Raw genomic sequence first — 22,888 nt, 5'->3', positions numbered from 1 at the left:
TCGAGAGCCACTGACTCCCTAGAAACCGTGTGTGGACCGAAAGAGTCGCAATTGGCCCGGGATACAGTGGACAAGTGACCGTTGAAACTACTCCGATTCTTCTTGACCTCCGGCAAGACGTCGCGTTGCTGACCGCCGCGCTCATGAATGTCAACAGCGTATCCGGCAACGAAGCCGCGTTGGCTGACGCTGTCGAATCCGCCCTCCGCGCAATTCCCGGCCTGCGCTTGGTGCGCGACGGCGACGCCATCATCGCGCGGACCGAGCTGGGCCGCCCGGAGCGGGTCATCCTGGCAGGACACCTCGATACTGTTCCGCTGCCCACCGTCGAGGGCTCCCTCGGCACCGTGCCCTCCACCTGGGAGTCCGGCATCCCGGGCACCGGGCTGCTCTATGGACGCGGAGCCACGGACATGAAGGGTGGCGTGGCGGTGCAGCTTGCGCTCGCCGCGACAATGTTCGACGGCGGCGCCGAGCCGGGTAAAGACGTCACTTTCGTTTTCTACGACCATGAGGAAGTGGAAGCGGTCAAAAGCGGCCTGGGCCGCCTCGTCCGCAATCATGGCCACCTCCTCGAGGGCGACTTCGCCATCCTGCTCGAACCCACGGACGGCACCGTGGAGGGTGGCTGCAACGGGACCAGCCGCTTCGAAGCCACCACGGTCGGGGAGACCGCGCATTCGGCCCGCGCGTGGATGGGCATCAATGCGATCCATGCTGCCGCGCCCATTCTGAGCCGTTTGGCAGCCTACGAACCGCGGACAGTCAACGTGGACGGTCTGGACTATCGGGAGAGTCTCAACGCAGTCAAGATCAAGGGCGGCACCGCGGGCAACGTGATCCCGGACCGCTGCGTGGTGGAGATCAACTACCGCTTCGCCCCCGACAAGACTCCGGACCAGGCCGAAGCCCACGTCCGGGAACTGCTCGAGGGCTTCGACGTCGTCCGTACCGATGCTGCCGCCGGGGCGCGGCCCGGCCTCAACCACCCGGCTGCCGCGTCCTTCGTCGCCGCCGTCGGTGCTGAGCCCAAGCCCAAATACGGTTGGACCGACGTCGCCCGCTTCAGTGAACTGGGCGTCCCGGCGGTCAACTTCGGCCCGGGCGATCCGCTTTTGGCCCATAAAGACAACGAACACGTCGACGCCGACGCCATCCGTGAGTGCCTCCGCGCATTGCGGCTGTGGCTGGCCGACTGACTTCCGCAAAGAAACATGGAGGGTCCGCAAGCTGTTGCTTGCGGACCCTCCTTGTTTGGCCTGGCGAAAAGAGCCCTTGCGCCTAACCTTCGACGGCCACGATTTCCGGCTTGGCTACCTTCACCACTTTGAGGCTGCGGCGCATCCGGCCTTCCAGCCACTTGGCGATCCCGGCCAGGATCAGGCACATACCGACGTACAGGCCCCCGGCAATGATCGCGGAAGGAATGATGGGTGAACCGTACTGGGCCTGGCTTCCGAAGTACTTTGCCTGGAAGAGGATTTCGTTGTACGTCACGATGAAGCCCAACGCGGTGTCCTTCAGAATGACCACAAGTTGGGAGATGATCACCGGGAGCATCGAGCGGACTGCCTGCGGCAGCAGGATGTTTGTCATGACCGCACTCTTGGGCAAACCGATGGCATAGCCGGCCTCGCTCTGCCCGCGGGGGAGCGATTCGATGCCGGCACGGAAGACTTCCGCCAATACCGATCCGTTGTACAGCACCAGGCCCGCAACAACCGCTGTGAAGGGCGTGATCTGCACACCGAGCGGTGGAAGTCCGTAGTAAAAAATCATCATGAGGATCAGCAACGGAATCGCACGGAAGAGCTCAGTGAACCCGTAGCACGGCAGGCTGATCCATTTGCGGTCGGAGAGCCTGCCGAAGGCCAGCAGGACACCCAGCGCCAGGCTCAATACCGCCGCCGTGGCAAAAGCCGAAAGTGTGGCGCCTACCGACTGGACGATTGTCTGCTGGACCAGCGGGAACGTGAACAACTGCCACTTCTTCGCATCGAACTGCCCGCTCTGGGCGAAACGAAGAATCACGAACCCGACGACGGCGATGATCACCAGGGCGGTTACGACCCCAAAGATCCTGTAGCGTGCACGGGCTTTTGGCCCCGGAGCGTCAAAAAGGACCGAGCTCATCGTGCCACCTTCCATTTCTTTTCAAGCTTTCGCTGTACGTAGGAAAGGATGAAAACGAGGAGAACGAAGACCAGTGCGACCCAGAGCAGGCCCGCCATGGCAGGTTCGCCACGCTCGGACAGGTTTGACCGGATGGCTCCAGCCTCGAAGACCGAGAACCCCGCGGCAACCGTCGTGTTTTTCAGCAATGCTATGAACACGCTGAACATGGGTGGAATGACAGCCCGGAAAGCCTGGGGGAGAATCACCAGCGTCAGGGTTTGGGTGAACGGAAGCCCGATGGCACGTGCGGCCTCGGCCTGGCCCACGGGCACGGTGTTGATGCCGGAGCGGACCGCTTCCGCCACGTAGGTTGCGGTGTAGAGGCTCAATCCGACCGTCGCCGCGGTCATGAAGTCAATTTCCACGAGCCCAAGCTTCGGATAGCCAAGGGCAAAAAAGAACAAAATCAAGGTCAAGGGAGTGTTGCGAACGACGTTGATATACAGCGTGGCAGCCGCGCGCATCGCGGGGATCGGGGAAACCCGCAGGGTTGCCACGACGGTGCCCAAGATCAGGGCAAAGATTCCCGAGAAGAAGAAAAGTATGAGGGTATTCCGGAAACCCGTGATGAAGAGGTCGGAGTTATTCAGCAGCGTATTCACAGAATGGTCGCTTTCAGCCGATATTCGAGGGGGCGGCCACTGGCCGCCCCCTCGACATGGGTTTAGTAGTTGTCCACTGCGGGCTGGGTGACCTTGGTGCCGGACTGTCCCAGGGTGGAGTCATAGATCTTCTGCCACGTGGAGCCGCCGTCGGTGAACATCTTGTTCACGAACTGGCGAAGCGCCTTGTCGCCCTTCTTCAGGCCAACTCCGTACTTCTCAACCGTGAAGGGCTGGCCGACAACCTTGAGGTTGTCGGTGTCCTGCGACGCGTAGCCGATCAGAATTGCCTGGTCGGTGGTCACTGCATCGACCTGGCCGCTCTTAAGCGCTTCAACACACTGAGAGTAGGTGTCGAATTCGGTGGTCTTTGTACTCGGGAAGTTTGCCTTGATGTTCTGGATGGGGGTTGAACCCGTGGCTGAACAGACGTTCTTCCCTGACAGGTCCTTCTCGCTGTTGATCGTCGTGTTGCCCTTCTTGACCAGCAGGCCTTGACCTGTCACGAAGTAGGGACCGGCGAAATCAATCAGCTGCTTGCGCTTGTCAGTAATGGAGTAAGTGCCGACGTAGTAGTCGATATCGCCATTGGTGATGGCAGATTCGCGGTTGGCTGAGGGGATCGGCTTGTATTCGATCTTGTCCTTGGAGAATCCGAGGGATGCCGCAATCCACTGGGCAATCTGGATGTCAAAACCGCTGTACTCGCCGGTCGCGGCGTCCTTAAAGCCCAGGCCAGGCTGGTCCTGCTTGACGCCAATCCTGATTTTTCCGTTCGATTTGATCGTGTCGAACGTAGGGCTGCCGGTGATGGACACGTTCTGGGCCACGGTAAACGGCGCGGACTCGCTGCTTGGCGCGGTGGTGGAACCCCCGCCGCCGCATGCGCTAAGCAAAAGGGCGAGCGCTGCGCCTGCAGCGACAGGAGGGATTTCCTCCGGGTGATAAAAGCCTTCATGGTAGTCCTTTCATTGTGCGGCCCTGCGGCCCTGCGGCCCGGGTGCGATGGGTGCTAGTGGGTCAGGAGTTTGGAGAGGAAATCCTTGGCTCGATTGCTCTGGGGATTAGTGAAGAATTCCTCAGGTGTGGCGTCTTCCACGATCTGGCCGTCGGCCATGAAGACCACGCGATCCGCGGCTTTGCGGGCAAAGCCCATTTCATGGGTGACCACGATCATGGTCATGCCTTCTTTGGCCAGCTGGACCATGACGTCCAGGACCTCGTTGATCATTTCCGGGTCAAGCGCGGAAGTGGGCTCATCGAACAACATGACTTTCGGCTTCATGGCCAAAGCCCATGGCGATCGCGACACGCTGCTGCTGGCCGCCGGATAGCTGCGCGGGCATCTTCGGAGCCTGTTGCCCGACGCCGACCCGCTCCAACAACGCCATGGCGTCCTTGTCTGCGGCTGCCTTGTCCAGTTTCTTGACCTTGATCGGTCCGAGCGTGACGTTCTCGAGGATCGTCTTGTGGGCAAAGAGGTTGAAGGATTGGAACACCATCCCGACGTCGGCCCGGAGGGTTGCAAGTTCCTTGCCTTCCTCCGGAAGCTTCTTGCCGTCAATCGAGATCTCGCCAGTGTCGATGGTCTCCAGGCGGTTGATGGCGCGGCACAGGGTGGACTTGCCTGAGCCCGACGGCCCGATCACCACGACAACCTCACCCTTCTTGACCTGAAGGTTGATGTCCTTCAAGACATGGAGTTGACCATAGTGCTTGTTGACGCCGTTCAGGGAGACGAGGGTATCGCTGGAGGCTTGAATAGTCATACGTCGAATCTAGCGAAGAAATGTCCACCGATGAGGTGGGTCACAGCAACTTCTGAAGATCGTGATTCAACGGATATCTTTCCTGCAGCTAGGAAAGAGGAAAAAGTGCTAACGATCGCAACAACTTCATTCCAGTGAGCCACGCCGGAACGGCAGCACCGTCCATCCGCGCTAGCCTATGTCAATGAGTACCAGCCAGCCCCAGATTCCCAGTCCAGACGCCAATGGCAAAGCGACCAGTAACGGAACGACGGCGTCAGCTCCCGCCGTCGCCGCAGAGGTGCCAGCCAAGCACAAAGGACCCTTGGAGCTTCGGCGCAAACAGGCTGCTATGCCTATGTCTGACCAGCGGCTCCTGGACACCAGGGGAGCGGACCACTTCATTCACACCGACCCGTGGCGGGTGCTACGTATCCAGAGTGAATTCGTTGAAGGTTTCGGTGCACTCGCCGAGCTCGGCCCCGCGGTCAGCGTCTTTGGTTCCGCCCGCACCAAGCCGGGCACGGGCTTTTACGAGATGGGCGTGCAGGTAGGCCGCCACCTTGCCGAGGCCGGCGTCGCCGTCATCACTGGCGGTGGGCCAGGATCCATGGAGGCTGCCAACAGGGGCGCAGTCGAAGGAAACGGGATCTCCGTTGGCCTTGGCATCGAGTTGCCGTTTGAACAGGGCCTGAACCGTTGGGTGGACCTGGGGATCAACTTCAGGTACTTCTTCGCCCGGAAGACCATGTTCGTGAAGTACGCACAAGGGTTCATCGTCTTGCCCGGCGGTTTGGGAACCTTGGACGAATTGTTTGAAGCCATGGTCCTGGTGCAGACACGCAAGGTGACATCGTTCCCGATAGTCCTGCTGGGCGTTGACTTCTGGAGCCCGATGATCGACTGGATCAAGGGAACCTTGGTGGCAGAGGGCATGGTCTCCGCGAAGGACCTGGATCTCATCCAACTCGTGGACGATCCCGCGGACGCGGTGCACCGCGTCCTTCACGGCATCCCGCGGCCACCCTCGACCAACGGCGACCAACGCCCCGAGTAGTGGTGCCGGCCGGGAGCTCTCAGCTGAATCTGGCACGATGGGTGTTGTGAGCTTCTTTCTCGTCTTCCTCGCGATCGTCCTCGTCGGCGCTGTGTTGTTCCTCGGCACGGGAATAGCCCGGTCCAGCCGTAACGCCGGCGCAGGCCTGGACGAGCCTGTGCCAAACCTCCCGCCGGTGCTGCTACCCGCCGGAGCCAAGGCGTCCGACGTCGACCGCGTGCGTTTTGCCTTGGGCCTGCGGGGGTACCGGATGGACCAGGTGGACGAAGTGCTCGATGAACTGAGGGATCAGTTGACCGTCCAGGACAGGGAGATCGAGCGGCTGAAACGAGCCCTCGAAGAATCCGCGAACCCGGAAGAACCGAAGGCATGATCCAAACGGTCGACGAGCGGACACCGATGAAGGGGCTGGGCCGGATCGCCGCCCATGGTGCGAGCTGGCCGTGGTGGGTCCACGTCAGCCTGATCTACGTTGCCGCGAGGCTTGTCAGCGCGTGCATCTTCATGGCTGCCGCTTTGCAGCAGGGCGTCAATCCGTGGTTCCCACCCGCGCCCGATTACTGGAACTTCATCACTATTTGGGATGGGCGCTGGTACGCCGAAGCAGCAAACAATGGTTATCCGTCTACCCTGCCGCTCAATTCGAGCGGGAATGTCGCGGAAAACTCATGGGCGTTCTATGCCCTGTTTCCCTACCTGGCAAGGGCCCTCGGCGCGCTTACCGGATTGGCCACCCTCCCGGCCCTGACAGTAATCGCCATGGTGGCCGGGCTAGGGGCAGCTTTCGTCGTCTATAAACTTTTCCGGGAATTCGCGGGGCGCAACACAGCTCTCTGGGCAGTCGTTTTCTTTTCGACGTTCCCCGTCTCGCCCATCCTGCAAGTTCCTTATGCGGAATCCCTCAATACCCTCCTGCTGGCGGCTTCACTGCTGCTGGTGGTGCGCCGGAAGTACCTTGTGGCGATCCCCGTGGTGCTGCTCATGTGCCTGTCGCGGCCCACGGGCGTGCCCTTCGCGGCTATGGCCGGGCTGCTTTTGGTCCACCACCTCTGGAAGAGATTCGGGCGGCGCGCGACGGGGGCCTTGCCTGAATTCGGAACACTACCCAGGGCCGCTCACGTTCCCACGCCCCGGGAACTTGCATCGCTGGGAGCGCTAGTGGTGGTCAGCGCGTCAGGGGCGCTCGCGTGGCCGGCCATCGCGTGGGCGGTGACCGGGGATCCGCTGGCCTACACCAAGACCGAAACCGTGTGGCGCGGGGACGATCTGGTCCTCTTTAAGCCGTGGTTCGACACCGGCCAAATGCTCTTCGGGCCGGTGCTCGGGGTGCTCGCGCCGTTTGTATTCGTGGCGGCCTTTGCCTTGCTGATGATGAGCAAGCCGGTCCGGGCCCTGGGCACCGAACTGAGGCTGTGGTGCACCTGTTACATGGGCTACCTCGTGGTCTTCCTGCAGCCGCAGACGAGTACGTTCCGTATGCTCCTGCCCTTGTTCCCCCTGGCATTGAGCGCGGCGTGGTTGTCCCGCTCGAAGGCTTACCGCGGAACAGTCGTTGTCATGTTTATCCTGCTCCAGATCGTGTGGATCGTCTGGCTATGGGCGTGGGCTCAGCTTCCGGGCGGCGGCGACTACCCGCCGTGATGCCACGCGTCCTGTAGCTGGTTCCAGCGCCAACACGGCCCGCCGGAAAAAGTCCATCAATTAGCTACGGGCGGGTAATTACGAGATAATGGACACAAGCAAGGACAAAAAGCACTCTCGGGTGCTCGGCGACGACGACTGAACTGCCATGACTGTCGACGCCGTACATTCCACGCGGAGCCAGCCCGGCCGGGTTGGCGGGATTTGGGACAACTGGAGGGGATTTTCCTAATGGCGGCTATGAAACCACGTACTGGCGACGGCCCTATGGAAGTAACCAAAGAGGGCCGCAGCCTGATCATGCGTGTGCCGCTCGAAGGCGGAGGACGGCTTGTGGTCGAGCTCAACGCAGCAGAAGCGGCGAACCTCAAGGAATGCCTTGTAGGCGTTACCGAATAGGCGTTATCGAAGAGATTCACAGGGCAGGGCGCGGCGGAGAGCCGACGCCCTGCTTTCATGTTTAGGCCTCGATGGCGTGCTCAACTCCGCCCGGCCCGGAGCTACTTCTTGACCGCTACCAGCAGGCCGTCACCTGTGGGAAGCATTGCCGAGGAGAGGCGTTCGTCGTCGCGGATGGCCTTTCCGATGTGGCGCAGTACCACGGTGGTGCTGTCCCTGGCGGCCGGGTTGGACACTTTGTCCTTGTCCAGGGCGTCGTTGATGACCAGGGTCCCGCCGGACTTCAGCAACCTGATGGCTTGCTCAACGTAGCCGGGAAAGTTGGGCTTGTCAGCGTCGATGAACACGAGGTCGTAGGCGGAATCGGTGAGCCGCGGCAGGACATCCGCTGCGCGGCCGGAGATGGTCCGGGTGCGGTTCGCCGGGCTGCCGGATTCCAGGAAGGCCTCGCGGGCCGCCTTGAGGTGCTCGACGTCGACGTCGATAGTGGTCAGGACAGCCTGCGGGCTGAGGCCGCGCAGAAGACAAACCCCAGAGACGCCGGCCCCGGAACCGACCTCCACCACAGTCTGGGCCTTCGACGCCGCAGCCAGCACTGTGAGCACAGCACCGACCCCGGGGCTGACCGGAGTGACGCCCAGCTCGAAGGAACGTTCACGGGCGCGAAGCAACACGTCGTCCTCGGCAGGCAGATCTTCTGCGTAGGACCAGCTGGTTGACTTGTCGGCACTCATGAGGGGTTCGCTTTCCAGGCAGAGGGGTATTGTTTCCAGACTACTGTCTTTGTGCCACCCAGCCCGGACGCCCGCGGCCCGTATTTCTGTGTCTTTCCGGTCTACCCGGACGATGTTCGCTCTGCGGGAAAAACGGGCGTGCGATCAGCAAAATCTCAGACAACACTGGGATGATATATATCCAGCCATCCAAGTGACGGCCGGCAACGAACTCCTGAGTGACCGGCAGGACGACAAACAGTTTGAGGGGAGCGGACGATGCGGGCATCAAGTGCTGCGCCAGTCCAGACAACGGCAGCAGTCCTCAGTAGCACCGACGTGGCTCCGCCCGCGGAAGACTGGGTCAGGCCTAGCTGGGAGGAAGTGGTGGAAAACCACTCCGCCAAGGTCTTCCGCCTTGCCTATCGGCTCACCGGAAACAAGTTCGACGCCGAGGACCTCACCCAGGAAGTCTTCGTCAGGGTCTTCCGTTCACTTGAAAACTTCAAGCCCGGCACGCTCGACGGCTGGTTGCACCGGATCACTACCAACCTCTTCCTCGATCAGGCCCGCCGGAAGAGCCGCATCCGCTTCGATGCCTTGGCCGAGGACGCCGAATCACGGCTGCCTGGGCACGAGCCCGGTCCCGAGCAGAGCTTCGAGCTGAACAACCTGGATCTTGACGTCCAGCGCGCCTTGGAAGAACTCCCACCGGACTTCCGTGCCGCCGTCGTGCTCTGCGATCTTGAAGGCCTCTCCTACGACGAAGTTGCCGAAGCGCTCGGCGTCAAGCTGGGGACCGTCAGGTCCCGCATCCACCGTGGACGGACCATGCTCCGTGAAAAGCTGGCCCATCGGGATCCGCGTCCGGTGCAGGCCCGCAAGCCCCGGCTCAAGATACCGCGCATCGCCGGTCTCCTTTAGTCGCCGATGGGTCTGCTGAACGGACGACGAGGTGGCGTGCAACGGGGAGTCCTCCGGCACAGCCGTGCCCCCGGGCATCTGCAGGAGTGCTCTGAATGCCAGGCCGCGATACTCCGGGAACGGCAGTATTTGGAACGGCTTCGCCGTGCGGCCGTCCCCGAAGCGAGCCACGATTTCACTGCCCGCCTGATTGAACACACTCAGCGATTGGCGCAATGCGAGGCCCCTCAAGACTTGGCGCCCGGGAGCAGCATGTGGCGCGGCATCAGGGTTGTTGGCGTGGCTGCCGGCGGCCTCGCCGTAAGCGCCGGAATACTGGCGGTCGCAGCCTACGCACTCGGCGGCGAAACTGCTCCGCAGGCGTCGAACCGCGGCGAGCAGGAAGTCCGGACCCTGGTCAGTTCGACGGCGCCCGGCAGCGCGGAACAGCAACTACCTCTCACGGGTTCGCAGTTGAGCCTGCCTCTCGCCGTCCCCGGAACCGTTAGCCTCAACGCGCAGCAGCTGTCCGAACTACGGAAGGACGGCTGGGCATGTCCCGAGATGGCAAGCATGGGATACCATGTGGTTTCTGCCGGCGCCATGATGGAGGATGGGCACCCGGCAGTGGAGCTGCACCTCAGCAACGGTGAGCACCACGCGACGCTCGTGGAGCAGCACCTGGAGGGCACCGGCACGTCGGGGACCCAGCTGTCCATCACCAAGGGAGCTTCGTGGGAGGCCGTTTATTCCTCGCCGGTGGCAGTGCTGCGCTATTCTTCCGATCTGCCTGCCGACCAGGCCGCAGGTGCCGTTCCTGAGCTTGTGAGGGCGGGTGATTCGCTGGTTTCCAGGCCTGTCGCGATCAGTGCAGAGACATGGAATGAGCGGTTGCAACGGGGACTTCGCACCCTTGCCGGCATGGCAGGTTTCTGAGCGGACTGACGGACAAGGTAATCTTCGATACGTGTTTGGAATCAATGGCTCGGAGTTTCTCGTCCTGCTGATCATCGGCGTCATCGTGATCGGTCCCAGTCGTTTGCCTGAATACACGCGGAAGCTGACGAATCTGGTCAAGGAACTGCGGCGCATGGCGTCCGGTGCCCGCGAGCAGATCAAGGAAGAAGTCGGCATTGACATCGATGACGTCGACTGGAAGAAATATGACCCGCGTCAGTACGATCCGCGCCGGATCATCAAAGAAGCGCTGCTCGACGACGACACGAAGCCTGTGAGTGACGGTGCGCCTGTTGCAGCCGCAGCCATGGATATGGCGCCAAAGGCCCCCGAACGGGTTCTTGAGCGGCTTTCCATCGGTGAAAAGCCGCCCTTCGACTCCGAGGCCACCTAAAGCTATTTCGGCTGGATCCCCAGCGGCATTCCGGCCAGGCCGCGCGGCCTGGCGTTGAGCTTTACCGCGATGCCGTGAAGTGCCTGCGCGGCGGCAGTTTCCGGAGCGGCCAGCACCACAGGGCGGCCCGCGTCCCCGCCTTCGCGCAGACGGATGTCCAGGGGGATCTGCCCCAACAACGGAACGTCGGTCCCAACGGCGGCGCTCAGCCGCTCAGCCAGCACCCGCCCGCCGCCGCTTCCGAACAATTCCATCCTGCCGCCGTCGGGCATCTCCAGGAAGGACATGTTCTCCACGACGCCGGCAAGCTTCTGGCCCGTCTGCGTTGCGATCGTTCCGGCCCTCTCGGCAACATCCGCTGCTGCGGCCTGCGGGGTGGTCACCACGAGGATTTCGGCGTTCGGAAGCAACTGCGCCACTGAAATGGCGATGTCGCCGGTGCCAGGCGGAAGATCCAGGAACAAGGCATCCAGATCGCCGAAATAGACATCCGTGAGGAATTGCTCCAGGGCACGGTGCAACATGGGCCCCCGCCAGGCCACCGCTTGGTTCCCTGAAACGAACATGCCGACGGAGATCACCTTGATGCCGTACGCCACCGGCGGCAGGATCATGTCGTCCACCTGCGTGGGCGCCTGGGTGATTCCCAGGAGCGCCGGGACCGAGAAACCATGGACGTCGGCGTCCACGATTCCGACCCGCAGCCCTTGCGCCGCGAGCACGCAGGCAAGGTTGACTGTCACCGAGGACTTGCCGACTCCGCCTTTGCCGCTGGCCACAGCGAAGACCTTCGTCAGGGAGCCCGGCTCATTGAACGGGATTCCGCGTTGCGCACCTGCGCCTCGCAACTGTTCCTTGAGTGCGTCGCGTTGCGCTTTTGTCATGACCTTGAGCTCGACTTCGACGCCCGTCACGCCCGGAACCCTCGTCAGGGCAGCTGTAGCGTCGGCCGTGATCGTCTCGCGCAGGGGGCAGCCGGCGATGGTCAGCAGCACCGCAACACGGACGGTTCCGTCCGTACTGGCCTCGACCGAATCCAGCATCCCCAACTCGGTGATCGGACGGCGGAGTTCGGGATCGATGACGGTTGCCAAGGCAGCGTTCAGGGCCTCGACGGATGGTGTGCTCATGGGGTGGATGTTCAGCTTTCAGGCTGGGCGGGGGGATTTGAGTGGCGCGCCGGCGAAGTGCCGACGGCCGAGAGGTCGGGGGCAGGTTGCTCCGCGTTGGAATGTGCCGGATGGACCTTGGGAATCTGCTGCGTGGGGGGATTGCGCTGTTTGTTGCGCTTGTCCTTGATTTTGTCCTTGGCTTTCTCGCCGTTGTTGGAGCCGCCGGACTTGTTCGGACCCAACTCTTCCTGCGCTTCGAGCAGATCTGACAGCAGCGAACGGAGTTCGGCACGCACGTAGTCCCTGGTAGCGACCTCGCGCAAGGCGATGCGGAGAGCCGCGACCTCACGGGTCAGGTATTCGGTGTCAGCCAGATTGCGCTCGTCACGGGCGCGGTCCTGCTCGATGGTCACCCGGTCCCTGTCGTCCTGGCGGTTCTGGGCCAACAGGATCAGGGGTGCGGCGTAGGAAGCTTGCGTGGAGAAGAAAAGATTGAGGAGGATGAACGGGTAGGGATCCCATTGAAAGCCGAACAAGCCAATGACGTTGAACGCGATCCAGACGATCACGAAGATCGTCATGTAGAACAGGAAATTGGCCGTACCCATGTAGCGGGCGAAGCGCTCGGCAAATCGGCCGAAGGCATCGGGATCGCTACCGAAATTCGGCAGCATGCGGGAGCGCAGCTCGAGCGGGGTGTCCAGTCCTCCGCTGGTGGGCTTCTCAGCCAATTCGGCCTCCTAGTTTCCTGATCGGGGCTCCGTCTTCGTGGGTTCGCCAGTCGTCCGGGAGTAAATGGTCCAGGAGGTCATCAACAGTCACCGCCCCTACGAGGCGGCCGGCGCTGTTGACCACCGGGAGGGAATTGAGGTTGTACGAGGCCATGGTGTGGCTTACCTCGCTCACGCTGGCGTGATCGGAAACCGGCTCCAGGTTCTTATCCACGATGCTCCCCAGCTGTTCCGGCGGGGCGCTGCGGAGCAATTGCTGGATATGGACCACGCCGAGGAAACGTCCCGTAGGGGTCTCCAACGGCGGCCGGCAGATGAAGATGGCCGAGGCCAGGGCGGGGGAGAGTTCCTCGCTTCGCACGTGGGCCAGCGCTTCGGCCACCGTAGCTTCCGGAGGAAGAATGACGGGGACCGGAGTCATCAGTCCGCCGGCAGTGTCTTCGTCATACTGCAGGAGCCTGCGGACGTCGTCAGCTTCGTCTGGCTCCATTAGGAGCAGCAGTTCCTCGGCCTTCGCGGAAGGCAAGTCGGCCAACAGGTCTGCGGCGTCGTCAGGGTCCATTTCTTCCAGGACATCGGCTGCGCGTTCGTTGTCCAAAGCGGACAACAGTGTGACCTGGTCTTCTTCCGGCAATTCCTGGAGCACGTCGGCGAGCCGTTCGTCCTGCAGCTCGCTGGCCACTTCGATCCGTCGCTTGTCCGACATCTCCTGGAGTGCGTCCGCAAAGTCGGCCGGCTTGAGGTCTTCGTGCGTGGCAACGAAGTGGCTTGCGCCCTGGGGATCGTTCTCGGAGCCCTGCAGTGTGTCCGCCCAGTCCACCAGCAGGGTGTGACCGCGGCGCAGCCCCCGAAGCCTGGAGGTGGACGTGCCGCGTCGAACGAAAAGCTTGGAGACGAGCCAGTCACCATTGCGCTGCTGGTCCATTGCGATGTCTTCGATGATGGCGTCGCCGCTGCCGTCCTTGAGGGTCACCTTGCGGTCAAAGAGCTCGCCGACCACCAGCTGTTCGGCACCGCGTTGCTGGAAGCGCCGCAGATTGACCAGGCCGGTGCAGATGATCTGGCTCTGGTCCATGGAAGTCAGCCTTGTCATGGGAACGAAGACGCGCTTCTTACCCGGAACTTCGACGACGATACCCACGGCATGCGGGGCCCCGCGCAAGCCGCGCGAGAGCACCACGACGTCGCGCAGCCGGCCCAGGCGGTCGCCAAGGGGGTCGAAAACGTCGAGGCCGAGCAAGCGCGCAACAAAGATGCGTGAAGGATTTGTGCTCACCCTTACAGGCTACCGAGTCTGCTCTCTTTTAGCTGAATTTCAGCCGGTTCACATGTGTATGGGACAGAATGGGGATATGGCGAACATTTTCGGTGCCCCCAAGGCCACGGAGGAATCCCGCAGCGTCCCCAAAGGCGATACCGTGGGCTCTTACACTTCCTATCTCGATGCCCAGAAGGCGGTGGATTATCTTGCCGACCAGCAGTTCCCGGTCCAGCATGTCTCCATTGTCGGAAACGACCTCAAAATGGTGGAGCGGGTGACGGGACGGCTCAGTTACCCCCGGGTCGCTTTGTCAGGTGCCTTGAGCGGCATGTGGTTCGGTCTGTTCGTCGGGGTCATGCTTTCGTTCTTCACCCCAGCGGGCGGTCCGTTCTCGATTGTGACCTCGGTTCTCATGGGCGCGGCATTCTTCATGCTCTTCGGGATCGTCACCTACGCTGCGCAGCGCGGGAAACGCGACTTCACCTCCACCAGCCAGGTAGTGGCGACGAACTATGACGTCATTGTTGCGCTGGAGGTATCGCAGGAAGCCCGCCGTCTTCTGCACCAGTTGCCCATGAATCCCTCCGAGGCGGCATTCGGCCGGCCGCCCCAGGCATTCACTCCGCAGGACCACCGGAACCCGCCCGTCCAGCCGGGTGCGCCGCAGGCGCCGGCTCCGGAACGGCCCGGTTCCTGGCAAGACCCGTATGGCCAGCGCGGACCCGAAGCACGGCCCGGCGGCGAGCCCGCCGTCCAGCCGAGTGCAGATGCTCCAGCCGAAGCCGCGCGGCCCACCCCCGGTGTGCGTTACCCGGATCTTCCGGACGGCCGGCCGCAGTACGGCGTGCGGGTGGACGACGCCGGAAACGGCAAACCGGCCGCTGACGGCGGGGATGCTGCCAAGCAGTAGTTATTGCACGCCCTGAGGCGGTACAATATTTGGTACCACTATGAAGCGAGGAGTTAAGCCATGGCAATCACCGCATCAAAAGCCAGAGCGGAGCTGTTCCCGCTTATTGAGCAGGTCAATGCCGATCACACAGCCATTGAAATCGTGTCCAAGAAGGGCAGCGCTGTTCTGATGTCTTTGGCGGATTATGAGGCCCTGGAAGAAACGGCCTACCTGTTGCGAACACCCGCGAACGCGGCACACTTGCTCGATAGCATTGCGCAGCACCGCGCCGGCACAGCAGTTCGGCGAGAATTGGCTGAATGAATATTCTCTATACCGACAAGGCCTGGGATGACTATGTCTACTGGCTCGGTACGGATAAAGCGATGACGAAACGCATCAATTCGCTGATCAAAGATTGCCAACGTGACCCTTTCGAAGGCATTGGCAAGCCCGAAGCACTCAAACATCAGCTTGCTGGGTACTGGTCCCGACGAATCACCGAAGAGCACAGACTTGTCTACGCGGTCGAACCGGAGCAGCTCGTCATCATCGCGGCCCGTCATCACTACTAGGCTTGTCCCCAAAACAAAAGAGGCGGGCTACCGGATCAATATCCGGTAGCCCGCCTCTTTGCGTTTGGCTGGCTCTTTTAGGCCTCTGCGTCTTGGTAGATGCCTGCCATCCAGGATTCGACGTCGTCGGCCTTGCGTGGGAGTGCCGCGCTGAGATTGACCGGACCGTCGGCGGTCATGAGGATGTCGTCCTCGATCCGGACGCCGATTCCACGGTATTCCTCAGGAATGGCGAGGTCCTCGTTCTTGAAGTAAAGCCCGGGCTCTATGGTGAATACCATGCCCTCGGTGAGCACTCCGTCCAAGTAGAGATCGCGCTTGGCCTGCGCACAGTCGTGGACGTCAAGGCCGAGGTGGTGGCTGGTGCCGTGGGGCATCCAGCGGCGGTGCTGCTGGCCTTCAGCGCTGATGGCTTCCTCCACGGAGACTGGAAGCAAACCCCACTCGGCGAGGCGCTCTGCGAGCACCGTGGTGGCGGCGGTGTGGATGTCGCGGAACTTCACGCCCGGCCGGGCTGCGGCGAAACCGGCGTCGGCGGCATCGAGCACGGCCTCATAGACCTTGCGCTGGATGTCCGAGAACTTTCCATTCGCCGGGATGGTCCGCGTGACGTCGGCGGTGTAGAGCGAGTCTGCCTCCACCCCGGCGTCGAGCAGCAGGAGTTCACCGGCGTTGACCTTGCCCGTGTTCCGGGTCCAGTGCAGCACCGTGGCGTTGCTTCCGGCGGCCGCGATGGTGTCGTAGCCGAGTTCATTGCCTTCTTCACGGGCGCGGGCGAAGAAGGCGCCCTCGATGACGCGCTCGCCGCGGTGGTGGGTCATGGCGCGCGGGAGGGCACGGACGACGTCGGCGAAACCTTCCACCGTTGCGGCCACGGCGATCTGCATCTGCTCGATCTCCCAGTGGTCCTTGAGCAGGCGCAGCTCGGAGAGTGCCTCGCTGAGCAACTCATCCAGGGCATCGAGTTCACCGAGGTCCAGGTTTTCCGGATCCTTTGCCGTGTTGTACCGTGCGGTGTCTACGAGGGCGTCAATGTTCTCGTCAACCTTGCGGACCAAGCGGATGGCGATGCCGCCGATTTCCGGCGCACCGACATTCTTGGTGATGGCGATTTCAAGCTCGTCGATGTGTGCGGTCTTGATGCCGAGGCGTGCCTCGAATTCGGCGAGCGTGGGCCGGGCTCCGATCCAGAACTCTCCGGAGCGGGCGTCTGCATAGAACTGTTCTGTATCTCTGCCGGCGAGCGGACGGAAGTAGAGGGTCGCAAGGTGGTTGCCGCCGTCGTCGCCGGTTCCTTCCTCGACAGGTTCCAGGACCAGCACGGCATCGGGCTCGTGGTCCAGGCCCAAGCCGGTGAGGTGGGCAAAGCCGGAATGGGGGCGGAAGCGGTAATCGCAATCGTTCGAGCGGACCTTGAGTGGACCGGCAGGCAGGACGAGGCGTACCCCGGCGAACTTGTCAGAGATGGCCCGACGACGCGCCGCGGCGTGGTCAGCGACGGCGTCGCGCGCAGGGGTCACCTGCGGCGCGGGCGCCCAACTACTGGCCATGAACGCCTTGAAGGCATCGGATGTGGGCCGCTGGGAGCGGTTGTTGACGCGCTCCTCCAGGGGCTGGGAGGCTGTGGTTTCACCGATTTGGGTGTTATCTGCATCATTCACCGTCCCATCGTCCCATCAAAGGCAGACACTAGGCCAACCTCGAAACGGCCCAAGTTGTCCTTGATCAAATAGGCTTGGAAAGTGAAGATCGACCTGCATGCGCATTCCAACGTTTCCGACGGGACCGAGCCTCCCGCGGGAGTGATTGCTTCCGCGTCTGCTGCGGGTCTGGATGTGGTGGCCTTGACCGACCACGATTCCACGGATGGTTGGGCTCCGGCGTCCGCTGCCGCTGTTGAACTCGGGGTGGCTTTCGTGCCGGGGATGGAGATTTCCTGCCGCACCCGGGAAGGAATCAGTGTCCACCTGTTGAGCTATCTTCACGACCCTGCGCACCCCGGTCTGCTTGAGGAAATCACCAAGGCGAAGGACGCCAGGCTCACGCGGGCGAAGCGCATGGTCACGCTCCTGTCAGAGGATTACCCCTTGAGCTGGGACGACGTGATCCACCATGTTGCTCCTGGTGCGACCGTGGGCCGGCCACACATTGCCGACGCGCTTGTGGCAGCAGGGGCGGTCGCGGACCGGTCCGAGGCCTTCACGGCGATCCTGACCTCGCACTCGCGCTACTTTGTGCAGCACTATGCACCCGACCCGGCGCTCGCCGTCGAACTCGTCCGGGCGGCTGGTGGCGTTCCCGTCTTCGCGCATCCGGTCGCCTCGGCCCGGGGTCGGGTGGTCGGGGAGCGGACCTACCGCGAAATGATCGACGCGGGCCTCCTCGGCTTGGAAGTCGAGCACCGCGACAACCCCGAGGAAGGCCGTGAGTACCTACGCCGCCTGGCAGCTGAGCATGGGCTCTTCATGACGGGTTCCTCCGACTATCACGGGGCCGGCAAGCCCAATCTGCTCGGGGAGAACCTGACTTCACCGGAGGCCCTGGCCCGCATCGAGGAGCTGGGCACTGGAAGTTCAGTGGTCCGCTAACCTCCCAGTTGGGGTGGAAGCGTCAGTTGGGGTGGAAGCGTCAGCTGGGGTGGAAAACTGCCCTGCCATCCAGGCGTTTACGCATCACTTCGATGGCCGGGGCGTTCTGGTCCACGCATACGAACCTGCGCTCCAGCTTAGCCGCGACCGAGCCAAGCGTGCCGGAGCCTGCAAAGAAGTCCAGGCACCAGTCTCCCGGGCGGCTTGACGCCGTGACGATGCGCCGGATCAGGCCTTCCGGCTTCTGGGTGGGGTAGCCGGTCTTTTCCTTGCCGGTGGGCGAAACGATGGTGTGCCACCAAACATCCGTGGGGAGCTTTCCCAGTTCCCGTTTGGCCGGCGTCACGAGGCCCGGTGCCATGTACGGCTCCCGGTCCACCTCGGCATTGTTGAAGTGGTACTTGGCGGGGTTCTTGACGTACACGAGGATGTTGTCGTGCTTGGTGGGCCAGCGGTTCTTGGCGCGGGCGCCGTAATCGTAGGCCCAGATGATCTCGTTCAGGAAGCATTCCCGGCCGAAGATCGAGTCGAGCATGACCTTGGCATAGTGGACCTCGCGATAGTCCAAATGCAGGTACAACGTGCCGTCGTCGGCCAGCAGGCGCCACGCCTCCAGGAGCCGCGGTTCCAGGAAGGACCAGTAGTCGCTGAAGGCGTCGTCATAGCTATGCAGGGCGCCCTTGATGGTGTCATAGGAGCGGCCCTTGAAGCCGACGCGATCACCGTCGCCGTCGGCGTTGCGGACCATGCGCGTTTCCTGGCGACGTTGGACCCGGCCCGTGTTGAAGGGCGGGTCCACATAGATCAGAGTGAAGGCGCCGTCCGGCAGCGTGGGGAGGAAGTCCGCGTTGTCCGCGTGCACCACTAAATTGCTGCCGTCCGGCGCCCAAACAGTGTCACTCATTGAAGCGGTTAAGCCTCGGTGCTTTCGGCGGATGCGCCGGCAGCGGGCACCACTTCGCCGTTGCGGCGGCGGGTGCGGGAACGGCGTGCCCGGGCAGGCTTGTCCGCGCCCTCGCCGGATGCGGACTCGGTTGTCTGGGCTGTGCCTTCAGGGGCTGCTTCGCCCTCGGAAGTACGACGGCGGCGCGTGCGGTTGCGTCCGCCCTCGTCGCTGCTTTCGCGAGCGGGAGCATCACCGGACTTGGCGGCGCGGCGCCCACCGTCACGTCCGCCTTCACGCCCACCGTCGCGACCGCCTTCGCTGCGACCGCGCCCGGCACCACCGGAGCGGGAGTTCTTCTTTCCGGTCTCGCCCAGGTCCTCGAGGACCTCGGCGTCAACGCCCGCAAGGGTGCGCTGGTTGCGGGGCAGGCGGCCCTTGGTGCCTTCCGGGATATCCAAGTCAGCGAACAGGTGCGGGGAAGACGAATACGTCTCCACAGGCTCGGGATAGTTCAAGCCCAATGCCTTGTTGATCAACGCCCAGCGGGGGACATCGTCCCAATCGACGAAGGTGACCGCGGTGCCCTTGTTGCCGGCACGGCCCGTGCGGCCAACGCGGTGCAGGTAGATCTTTTCGTCTTCGACGCACTGGTAGTTGATAACGTGCGTGACGTCGTCGACGTCGATGCCGCGAGCGGCGACGTCGGTGGCCACGAGGACATCAACCTTGTTGTTGCGGAAGGCGCGAAGTGCCTGCTCGCGGGCACCCTGGCCGAGATCGCCGTGGATGGCTGCGGCAGCGAAGCCACGATCCACCAGTTCCTCGGCTACCTTGGCGGCGGTGCGCTTGGTCTTGGTGAAGATGATGGTCCGGCCGCGGCCGCGCGACTGCAGGATGCGGGCCACAACCTCCGCCTTGTCCATGCTGTGGGCACGGTAAATCAGCTGGCGGATGTCTCGCTTGGTCAGACCTTCATCATCGGGGTCCGCGGCACGGATGTGGGTGGGCTGCGTCATGTAGCGGCGCGCCATGGCGATGACGGGGCCGGGCATGGTGGCCGAGAAGAGCAAGGTCTGGCGGACGGCGGGAGTGCCGGCGATCAGGGTCTCGACATCCGGGAGGAAGCCGAGGTCCAGCATCTCGTCTGCTTCGTCAAGAATGACCATCTTGACGTTCTTGAGGTTCAGGTGCTTCTGCTTGTAAAGGTCGATCAGGCGGCCCGGCGTACCGACAACCACCTCGACGCCCTTCTGCAGGGCGTCGATCTGGGGCTCGTAGGCACGGCCGCCGTAGATCGTGGCGATGCGCGCGTTGCGCTTCCGGGATGCCGTCTGCAGGTCGTTGGCCACCTGGACGGCGAGTTCGCGGGTCGGAACGATCACGAGGGCCTGGGGTGCACCCGGGACAGCGAGCTTGTCGTGGCCGGCATCGCCCGGTCCGACGACGCGCTGCAGGGCGGGGATGCCGAAGCCAAGGGTCTTTCCGGTACCCGTCTTGGCCTGGCCGATGATGTCGTGTCCACCCAGGGCGACCGGGAGGGTCATGGCCTGGATGGGGAAGGGGTGGGTGATACCGGCGTCGGCGAGCGATTCAACAATGTCGGCACGGACGTTGTAGTCGGCGAAGGACTTTTCCGCGATCTCATGGGGTGTTTCGTCCGAGGAAATGGTTTCCTCGGGTTCGATCGTTTCGGTACCGTCAGTCAGAACTTCATGGGTGTGCAATTCACTCACAGTGGAGTTTCCTTATTCATTTGGGCTGCGCTGCGTGCTCAACGGTGGTGGCCGGAGCACGAATGGTCGCGCAAGCAAATCCAGTGGAAGCCGATCGCGGGCTATCTAAATACTGGCACTGGGGACCAGCTGGTGTATCTCAAGATCGCGTAGGGGCGGGCTTGTTGATGTCAAAAAATTAACTGAATCAACGACCGGGCATCCATTACTACTTACACAGTCTAGCGTTAGGGGCCCTTAAACCCCCGATCAGCCCTGCTTCGCCACACCGGGTCTGTCTGCGAAGTGGCCTAAGCGAGCAGTTCGAAGGTGATTTGGCGGGTTGCGATGTCTGCGTCAAGCAGTTTTACGCGGACCTTCGTGCCGGACTCCATTTCGCCGTCGCAACGGGCAGTGACTGCGGGTTCGGCAATCTGGACAGTACCGTAAGGGCCGTGGGAGCCGTTCCCATTCCCGTTGCTATTGCCGTTGCCGTTGCCGTTGTTCTTCGCCGGCTTCGATCCTGAGATCACGACGGCGTCGAATTCCTCGCCGATGTGGTTCACCAGAAGCGCTGCTTCCACCGTGTCCAGGGCCAGGCGCTCCATTTTGCCGGCAAGCTGATCGGAGAATGCCATGATCTCCGGCAGGCTCGGCAAGGCGTCCCGTGCCCATCCAGGGATCTCTTCTCCGTTGCTCAGGGCCTCGCAGATGACCAGCACGAAGCGATCGATCAACCGGCGCAGCGGCGCTGTGGTGTGGGCGTACGGTGCGCCGATTGCTGACTGCATCACGCTGTCCGGTACCTTGCCGTCGAAAGGCGTGTAGCCGGCACCCCGGAACAGCATTCCCGCCGAATGGAGAATCGCCAGTTGCCGCGGATCCTTGGCATCAAGCGTCCTTAAGTACTCGCCGTAGCTGATCCGGTCGTTCCACGGCTTGCCGAGGGCACCGGCTTGGCGCTTGAAATGGCGCAGGGAGCGCTCGTCGGGTGCAGGCATGGTGCGCAGGATTCCCACTTTGCCGTCGAGCATCAGCTGTGCCGCGGCCATCCCGGTCATGAGCGATATTTGCGCGTTCCAGTCCTCCACCGGCAGGGAAGGGGCTGCGACGATCCTGTACCCGCCGCCGTCGGGCAGTTGGACTATTTCCTGCTCAGGCATGTTCAGGCTGGCTCCGCCGCGGCGGCGTTCGAGCTCCACCCGTTTGAGCCCGACTTCCTTGAGGAGCTGGAGGACAGGACCCGCGGTACCGGAATCGATCTCCGCCTGCACGCCCTTGTAGTTGAGTTTGGCGCGGCTGCGCACGCTGGACCGACGAACAGAGACCGTGTGGAACTCCGCTTCGGCATCGAGTTCGAAGTCCCACACGAACGCGCCGCAGGTCTGGCCTGCCAGGAGACTTCCGGCGTGCTCGCTGATGATCTCGGGGTGAAGCGGTATGCGGCCGTCCGGGGCATAGTACGTTTGCCCGCGGTGGCGGGTCTCGGCGTCGAGCGCCCCTCCGGGGGTTACAAAGGACGGTACATCCGAGATGGCGTAAAGAACCCTGTAACCATCCCCGGAGCGTTCAATGAATAGTGCCTGGTCAAGATCGGTGGAAGAAGCAGGGTCGATCGTGATGAACGGGATGTCTGTGAGGTCCTGCGCTGGCAGGCTGTGGCCAGAAACGGCCGCTTCGGCGTCGCGCAAGGCCTCGGTGGGATAACCCGCGGGCAGCTCGAGTTCCGTTCGAAGCGCAGCGAGAGCTTCAGCGAGCGTGTTCGACGTTTCACTGACATTCGGGGCTATCCGCTGATGTGACACGAAAGTCAGGGTAACGCCAAAATCTCCCGGCGTCTCGCTAGGCCGCCGCGGCGTCGAGGGCGGCAAGAAGGGCCTGTGCTGCCGCCGTCGGATCCTCCGCCTCGGTGATTGCCCGGACCACCACGATGCGGCTTGCGCCGGCCCGCACCACGTCCTCGACGTTGCTCAGATCGACGCCGCCGATCGCAAACCAAGGAAGAACAACACCGCCAACCGTCTCTCCGTCTGCCTTCTTCACCGCGTCCGCGGCGTACTTCACCAGATCGAGTCCGACGGCGGAGCGCCCCGGCTTGGTGGGCGTTGCCCACACCGGCCCGACGCAGAAGTAGTCCAAACCGCTGCGGCCGGGGGAAGCGGCGATGGCAGCGTCAATCTGCTCCGGCGTGTGGGTGGAGAGACCGATGACGGTGCGGTCGTGGAGCAGCTTCCGGGCTGAACGCAGGGGAAGGTCCTTCTGGCCGATGTGGAATACCGGAGCGCCGGAAAGTGACGCCACGTCCGCGCGGTCGTTGACGGCCCAGAGCCGTCCGTGGCGGTGCGCCACCGAGTGCAGGACCTCCAGGAGCTCCAGCTCCTCGGCTGCTTCAATGGTCTTGTCCCGCAGCTGGATGATGTCCACGCCGCCCTCGAATGCGGCATCGACAAACTGCTCAAAATCACCCTGTTGCTTGCGGGCGTCGGTGCAGAGGTACAGGCGGGCGGTGGTGTGGACATGGTGCTGGGTCATGGAAACAGAG

At 62.7% G+C, this 22,888-nt stretch carries 24 protein-coding genes and 1 pseudogene; 12 read left to right on the top strand and 13 right to left on the bottom strand.

Annotation, left to right across the window (positions count from 1 at the left end; all coding sequences use genetic code 11):
- Positions 1 to 74: 74 nt before the first annotated feature.
- Entirely contained in the window at positions 75 to 1,199 is a 1,125-nt protein-coding gene (gene dapE / locus ACF0H6_RS05760) for a succinyl-diaminopimelate desuccinylase (RefSeq protein ID WP_395248807.1), read from the top strand.
- An 82-nt stretch (positions 1,200 to 1,281) separates the two neighbouring features.
- On the opposite strand, the gene ACF0H6_RS05755 is transcribed toward dapE, so the two are convergent.
- From ACF0H6_RS05755 to ACF0H6_RS05740, 4 genes and pseudogenes are all read right to left on the bottom strand, one after another.
- Positions 1,282 to 2,133: an amino acid ABC transporter permease gene (locus ACF0H6_RS05755; RefSeq protein WP_395248806.1), complete on the bottom strand. Its 852-nt coding sequence runs from the start codon at positions 2,131 to 2,133 to the stop codon at positions 1,282 to 1,284.
- Positions 2,130 to 2,777 carry an amino acid ABC transporter permease gene (locus tag ACF0H6_RS05750; RefSeq protein ID WP_395248805.1) on the bottom strand — a complete coding sequence of 216 codons (648 nt, stop codon included), beginning with the start codon at positions 2,775 to 2,777 and terminating at the stop codon, positions 2,130 to 2,132. The genes ACF0H6_RS05755 and ACF0H6_RS05750 overlap by 4 nt, the downstream gene beginning before the upstream one ends.
- A gap of 62 nt (positions 2,778 to 2,839) precedes the next feature.
- The gene (locus ACF0H6_RS05745) at positions 2,840 to 3,673 is read right to left on the bottom strand and encodes a glutamate ABC transporter substrate-binding protein (RefSeq protein ID WP_395248804.1); all 834 of its coding nucleotides are present in this window, start codon (positions 3,671 to 3,673) and stop codon (positions 2,840 to 2,842) included.
- 116 nt (positions 3,674 to 3,789) lie between these two features.
- Positions 3,790 to 4,546 (bottom strand): annotated as a pseudogene (locus ACF0H6_RS05740) (amino acid ABC transporter ATP-binding protein).
- A gap of 184 nt (positions 4,547 to 4,730) precedes the next feature.
- On the opposite strand from ACF0H6_RS05740, the gene ACF0H6_RS05735 reads away from it, so the two are divergent.
- The 4 genes from ACF0H6_RS05735 (at position 4,731) to ACF0H6_RS05720 (ending at position 7,622) form a co-directional block, all read left to right on the top strand.
- Positions 4,731 to 5,582 (top strand): TIGR00730 family Rossman fold protein, encoded by an 852-nt coding sequence (locus tag ACF0H6_RS05735; protein WP_395248803.1) that lies wholly within the window; start codon positions 4,731 to 4,733, stop codon positions 5,580 to 5,582.
- A gap of 37 nt (positions 5,583 to 5,619) precedes the next feature.
- Positions 5,620 to 5,955 carry a DivIVA domain-containing protein gene (locus tag ACF0H6_RS05730; protein ID WP_395248802.1) on the top strand — a complete coding sequence of 112 codons (336 nt, stop codon included), beginning with the start codon at positions 5,620 to 5,622 and terminating at the stop codon, positions 5,953 to 5,955.
- Positions 5,952 to 7,223, top strand: coding sequence for a hypothetical protein (locus ACF0H6_RS05725; RefSeq protein WP_395248801.1), 1,272 nt, complete (start codon positions 5,952 to 5,954; stop codon positions 7,221 to 7,223). The genes ACF0H6_RS05730 and ACF0H6_RS05725 overlap by 4 nt, the downstream gene beginning before the upstream one ends.
- 231 nt (positions 7,224 to 7,454) lie before the next feature.
- Complete coding sequence (locus ACF0H6_RS05720) at positions 7,455 to 7,622, top strand: DUF3117 domain-containing protein (protein ID WP_009357720.1); 168 nt, start codon at positions 7,455 to 7,457, stop codon at positions 7,620 to 7,622.
- Positions 7,623 to 7,723: 101 nt separating this feature from the next.
- Here ACF0H6_RS05720 and ACF0H6_RS05715 read toward each other — a convergent pair whose 3' ends face one another.
- The gene (locus ACF0H6_RS05715) at positions 7,724 to 8,356 is read right to left on the bottom strand and encodes an O-methyltransferase (RefSeq protein ID WP_395248800.1); all 633 of its coding nucleotides are present in this window, start codon (positions 8,354 to 8,356) and stop codon (positions 7,724 to 7,726) included.
- A gap of 258 nt (positions 8,357 to 8,614) precedes the next feature.
- Here ACF0H6_RS05715 and sigE point away from each other — a divergent pair, with 258 nt between their 5' ends.
- Genes sigE through ACF0H6_RS05700 form a run of 3 tightly spaced genes read left to right on the top strand, consistent with a single transcriptional unit; the run spans position 8,615 to position 10,589 of the window.
- Positions 8,615 to 9,259: an RNA polymerase sigma factor SigE gene (sigE, locus tag ACF0H6_RS05710; RefSeq protein ID WP_395248799.1), complete on the top strand. Its 645-nt coding sequence runs from the start codon at positions 8,615 to 8,617 to the stop codon at positions 9,257 to 9,259.
- Between the two features lie 6 nt (positions 9,260 to 9,265).
- Positions 9,266 to 10,174 (top strand): hypothetical protein, encoded by a 909-nt coding sequence (locus ACF0H6_RS05705; protein WP_395248798.1) that lies wholly within the window; start codon positions 9,266 to 9,268, stop codon positions 10,172 to 10,174.
- Between the two features lie 31 nt (positions 10,175 to 10,205).
- A complete protein-coding gene (locus ACF0H6_RS05700; RefSeq protein ID WP_395249892.1) occupies positions 10,206 to 10,589 on the top strand; it encodes a twin-arginine translocase TatA/TatE family subunit in 384 nt (127 codons plus the stop codon).
- A gap of 2 nt (positions 10,590 to 10,591) precedes the next feature.
- Here the strand turns inward: ACF0H6_RS05700 and ACF0H6_RS05695 are convergent, their stop codons facing one another.
- From ACF0H6_RS05695 to ACF0H6_RS05685, 3 genes are read right to left on the bottom strand one after another with little or no spacing between them, the layout of a single operon-like run.
- A complete protein-coding gene (locus ACF0H6_RS05695; RefSeq protein WP_395248797.1) occupies positions 10,592 to 11,719 on the bottom strand; it encodes an Mrp/NBP35 family ATP-binding protein in 1,128 nt (375 codons plus the stop codon).
- Between the two features lie 11 nt (positions 11,720 to 11,730).
- Entirely contained in the window at positions 11,731 to 12,375 is a 645-nt protein-coding gene (locus tag ACF0H6_RS05690) for a DUF1003 domain-containing protein (RefSeq protein ID WP_395249891.1), read from the bottom strand.
- 49 nt (positions 12,376 to 12,424) lie between these two features.
- On the bottom strand, positions 12,425 to 13,708 hold the full coding sequence (locus ACF0H6_RS05685) for a magnesium transporter MgtE N-terminal domain-containing protein (protein ID WP_364532998.1): 1,284 nt from the start codon (positions 13,706 to 13,708) through the stop codon (positions 12,425 to 12,427).
- A gap of 76 nt (positions 13,709 to 13,784) precedes the next feature.
- Here ACF0H6_RS05685 and ACF0H6_RS05680 point away from each other — a divergent pair, with 76 nt between their 5' ends.
- Genes ACF0H6_RS05680 through ACF0H6_RS05670 form a run of 3 tightly spaced genes read left to right on the top strand, consistent with a single transcriptional unit; the run spans position 13,785 to position 15,160 of the window.
- The gene (locus ACF0H6_RS05680; RefSeq protein ID WP_395248796.1) at positions 13,785 to 14,603 is read left to right on the top strand and encodes a general stress protein; all 819 of its coding nucleotides are present in this window, start codon (positions 13,785 to 13,787) and stop codon (positions 14,601 to 14,603) included.
- 60 nt (positions 14,604 to 14,663) lie between these two features.
- Positions 14,664 to 14,909 carry a type II toxin-antitoxin system Phd/YefM family antitoxin gene (locus tag ACF0H6_RS05675; RefSeq protein ID WP_395248795.1) on the top strand — a complete coding sequence of 82 codons (246 nt, stop codon included), beginning with the start codon at positions 14,664 to 14,666 and terminating at the stop codon, positions 14,907 to 14,909.
- Positions 14,906 to 15,160, top strand: coding sequence for a Txe/YoeB family addiction module toxin (locus ACF0H6_RS05670; protein WP_395248794.1), 255 nt, complete (start codon positions 14,906 to 14,908; stop codon positions 15,158 to 15,160). The genes ACF0H6_RS05675 and ACF0H6_RS05670 overlap by 4 nt, the downstream gene beginning before the upstream one ends.
- Before the next feature lie 77 nt (positions 15,161 to 15,237).
- Here the strand turns inward: ACF0H6_RS05670 and ACF0H6_RS05665 are convergent, their stop codons facing one another.
- On the bottom strand, positions 15,238 to 16,821 hold the full coding sequence (locus tag ACF0H6_RS05665; protein ID WP_395248793.1) for an aminopeptidase P family protein: 1,584 nt from the start codon (positions 16,819 to 16,821) through the stop codon (positions 15,238 to 15,240).
- Between the two features lie 81 nt (positions 16,822 to 16,902).
- On the opposite strand from ACF0H6_RS05665, the gene ACF0H6_RS05660 reads away from it, so the two are divergent.
- Positions 16,903 to 17,748 carry a PHP domain-containing protein gene (locus tag ACF0H6_RS05660; protein WP_395248792.1) on the top strand — a complete coding sequence of 282 codons (846 nt, stop codon included), beginning with the start codon at positions 16,903 to 16,905 and terminating at the stop codon, positions 17,746 to 17,748.
- 40 nt (positions 17,749 to 17,788) lie between these two features.
- Here the strand turns inward: ACF0H6_RS05660 and ACF0H6_RS05655 are convergent, their stop codons facing one another.
- From ACF0H6_RS05655 to thiE, 4 genes are all read right to left on the bottom strand, one after another.
- A complete protein-coding gene (locus ACF0H6_RS05655; protein WP_395248791.1) occupies positions 17,789 to 18,652 on the bottom strand; it encodes a DNA-methyltransferase in 864 nt (287 codons plus the stop codon).
- Between the two features lie 8 nt (positions 18,653 to 18,660).
- Positions 18,661 to 20,367, bottom strand: coding sequence for a DEAD/DEAH box helicase (locus ACF0H6_RS05650; RefSeq protein WP_395248790.1), 1,707 nt, complete (start codon positions 20,365 to 20,367; stop codon positions 18,661 to 18,663).
- A gap of 290 nt (positions 20,368 to 20,657) precedes the next feature.
- Positions 20,658 to 22,151 (bottom strand): RNB domain-containing ribonuclease, encoded by a 1,494-nt coding sequence (locus tag ACF0H6_RS05645; protein WP_395248789.1) that lies wholly within the window; start codon positions 22,149 to 22,151, stop codon positions 20,658 to 20,660.
- A gap of 37 nt (positions 22,152 to 22,188) precedes the next feature.
- Positions 22,189 to 22,878 (bottom strand): thiamine phosphate synthase, encoded by a 690-nt coding sequence (gene thiE, locus ACF0H6_RS05640; protein WP_395248788.1) that lies wholly within the window; start codon positions 22,876 to 22,878, stop codon positions 22,189 to 22,191.
- Between the last annotated feature and the right edge of the window lie 10 nt (positions 22,879 to 22,888).

This window comes from Arthrobacter sp. NA-172, assembly GCF_043952055.1.
Classification (GTDB): Bacteria; Actinomycetota; Actinomycetes; order Actinomycetales; family Micrococcaceae; genus Arthrobacter.
Note: the sequence above shows the minus strand (reverse complement) of the source record. Positions and strands in the feature narration are given on the sequence as shown.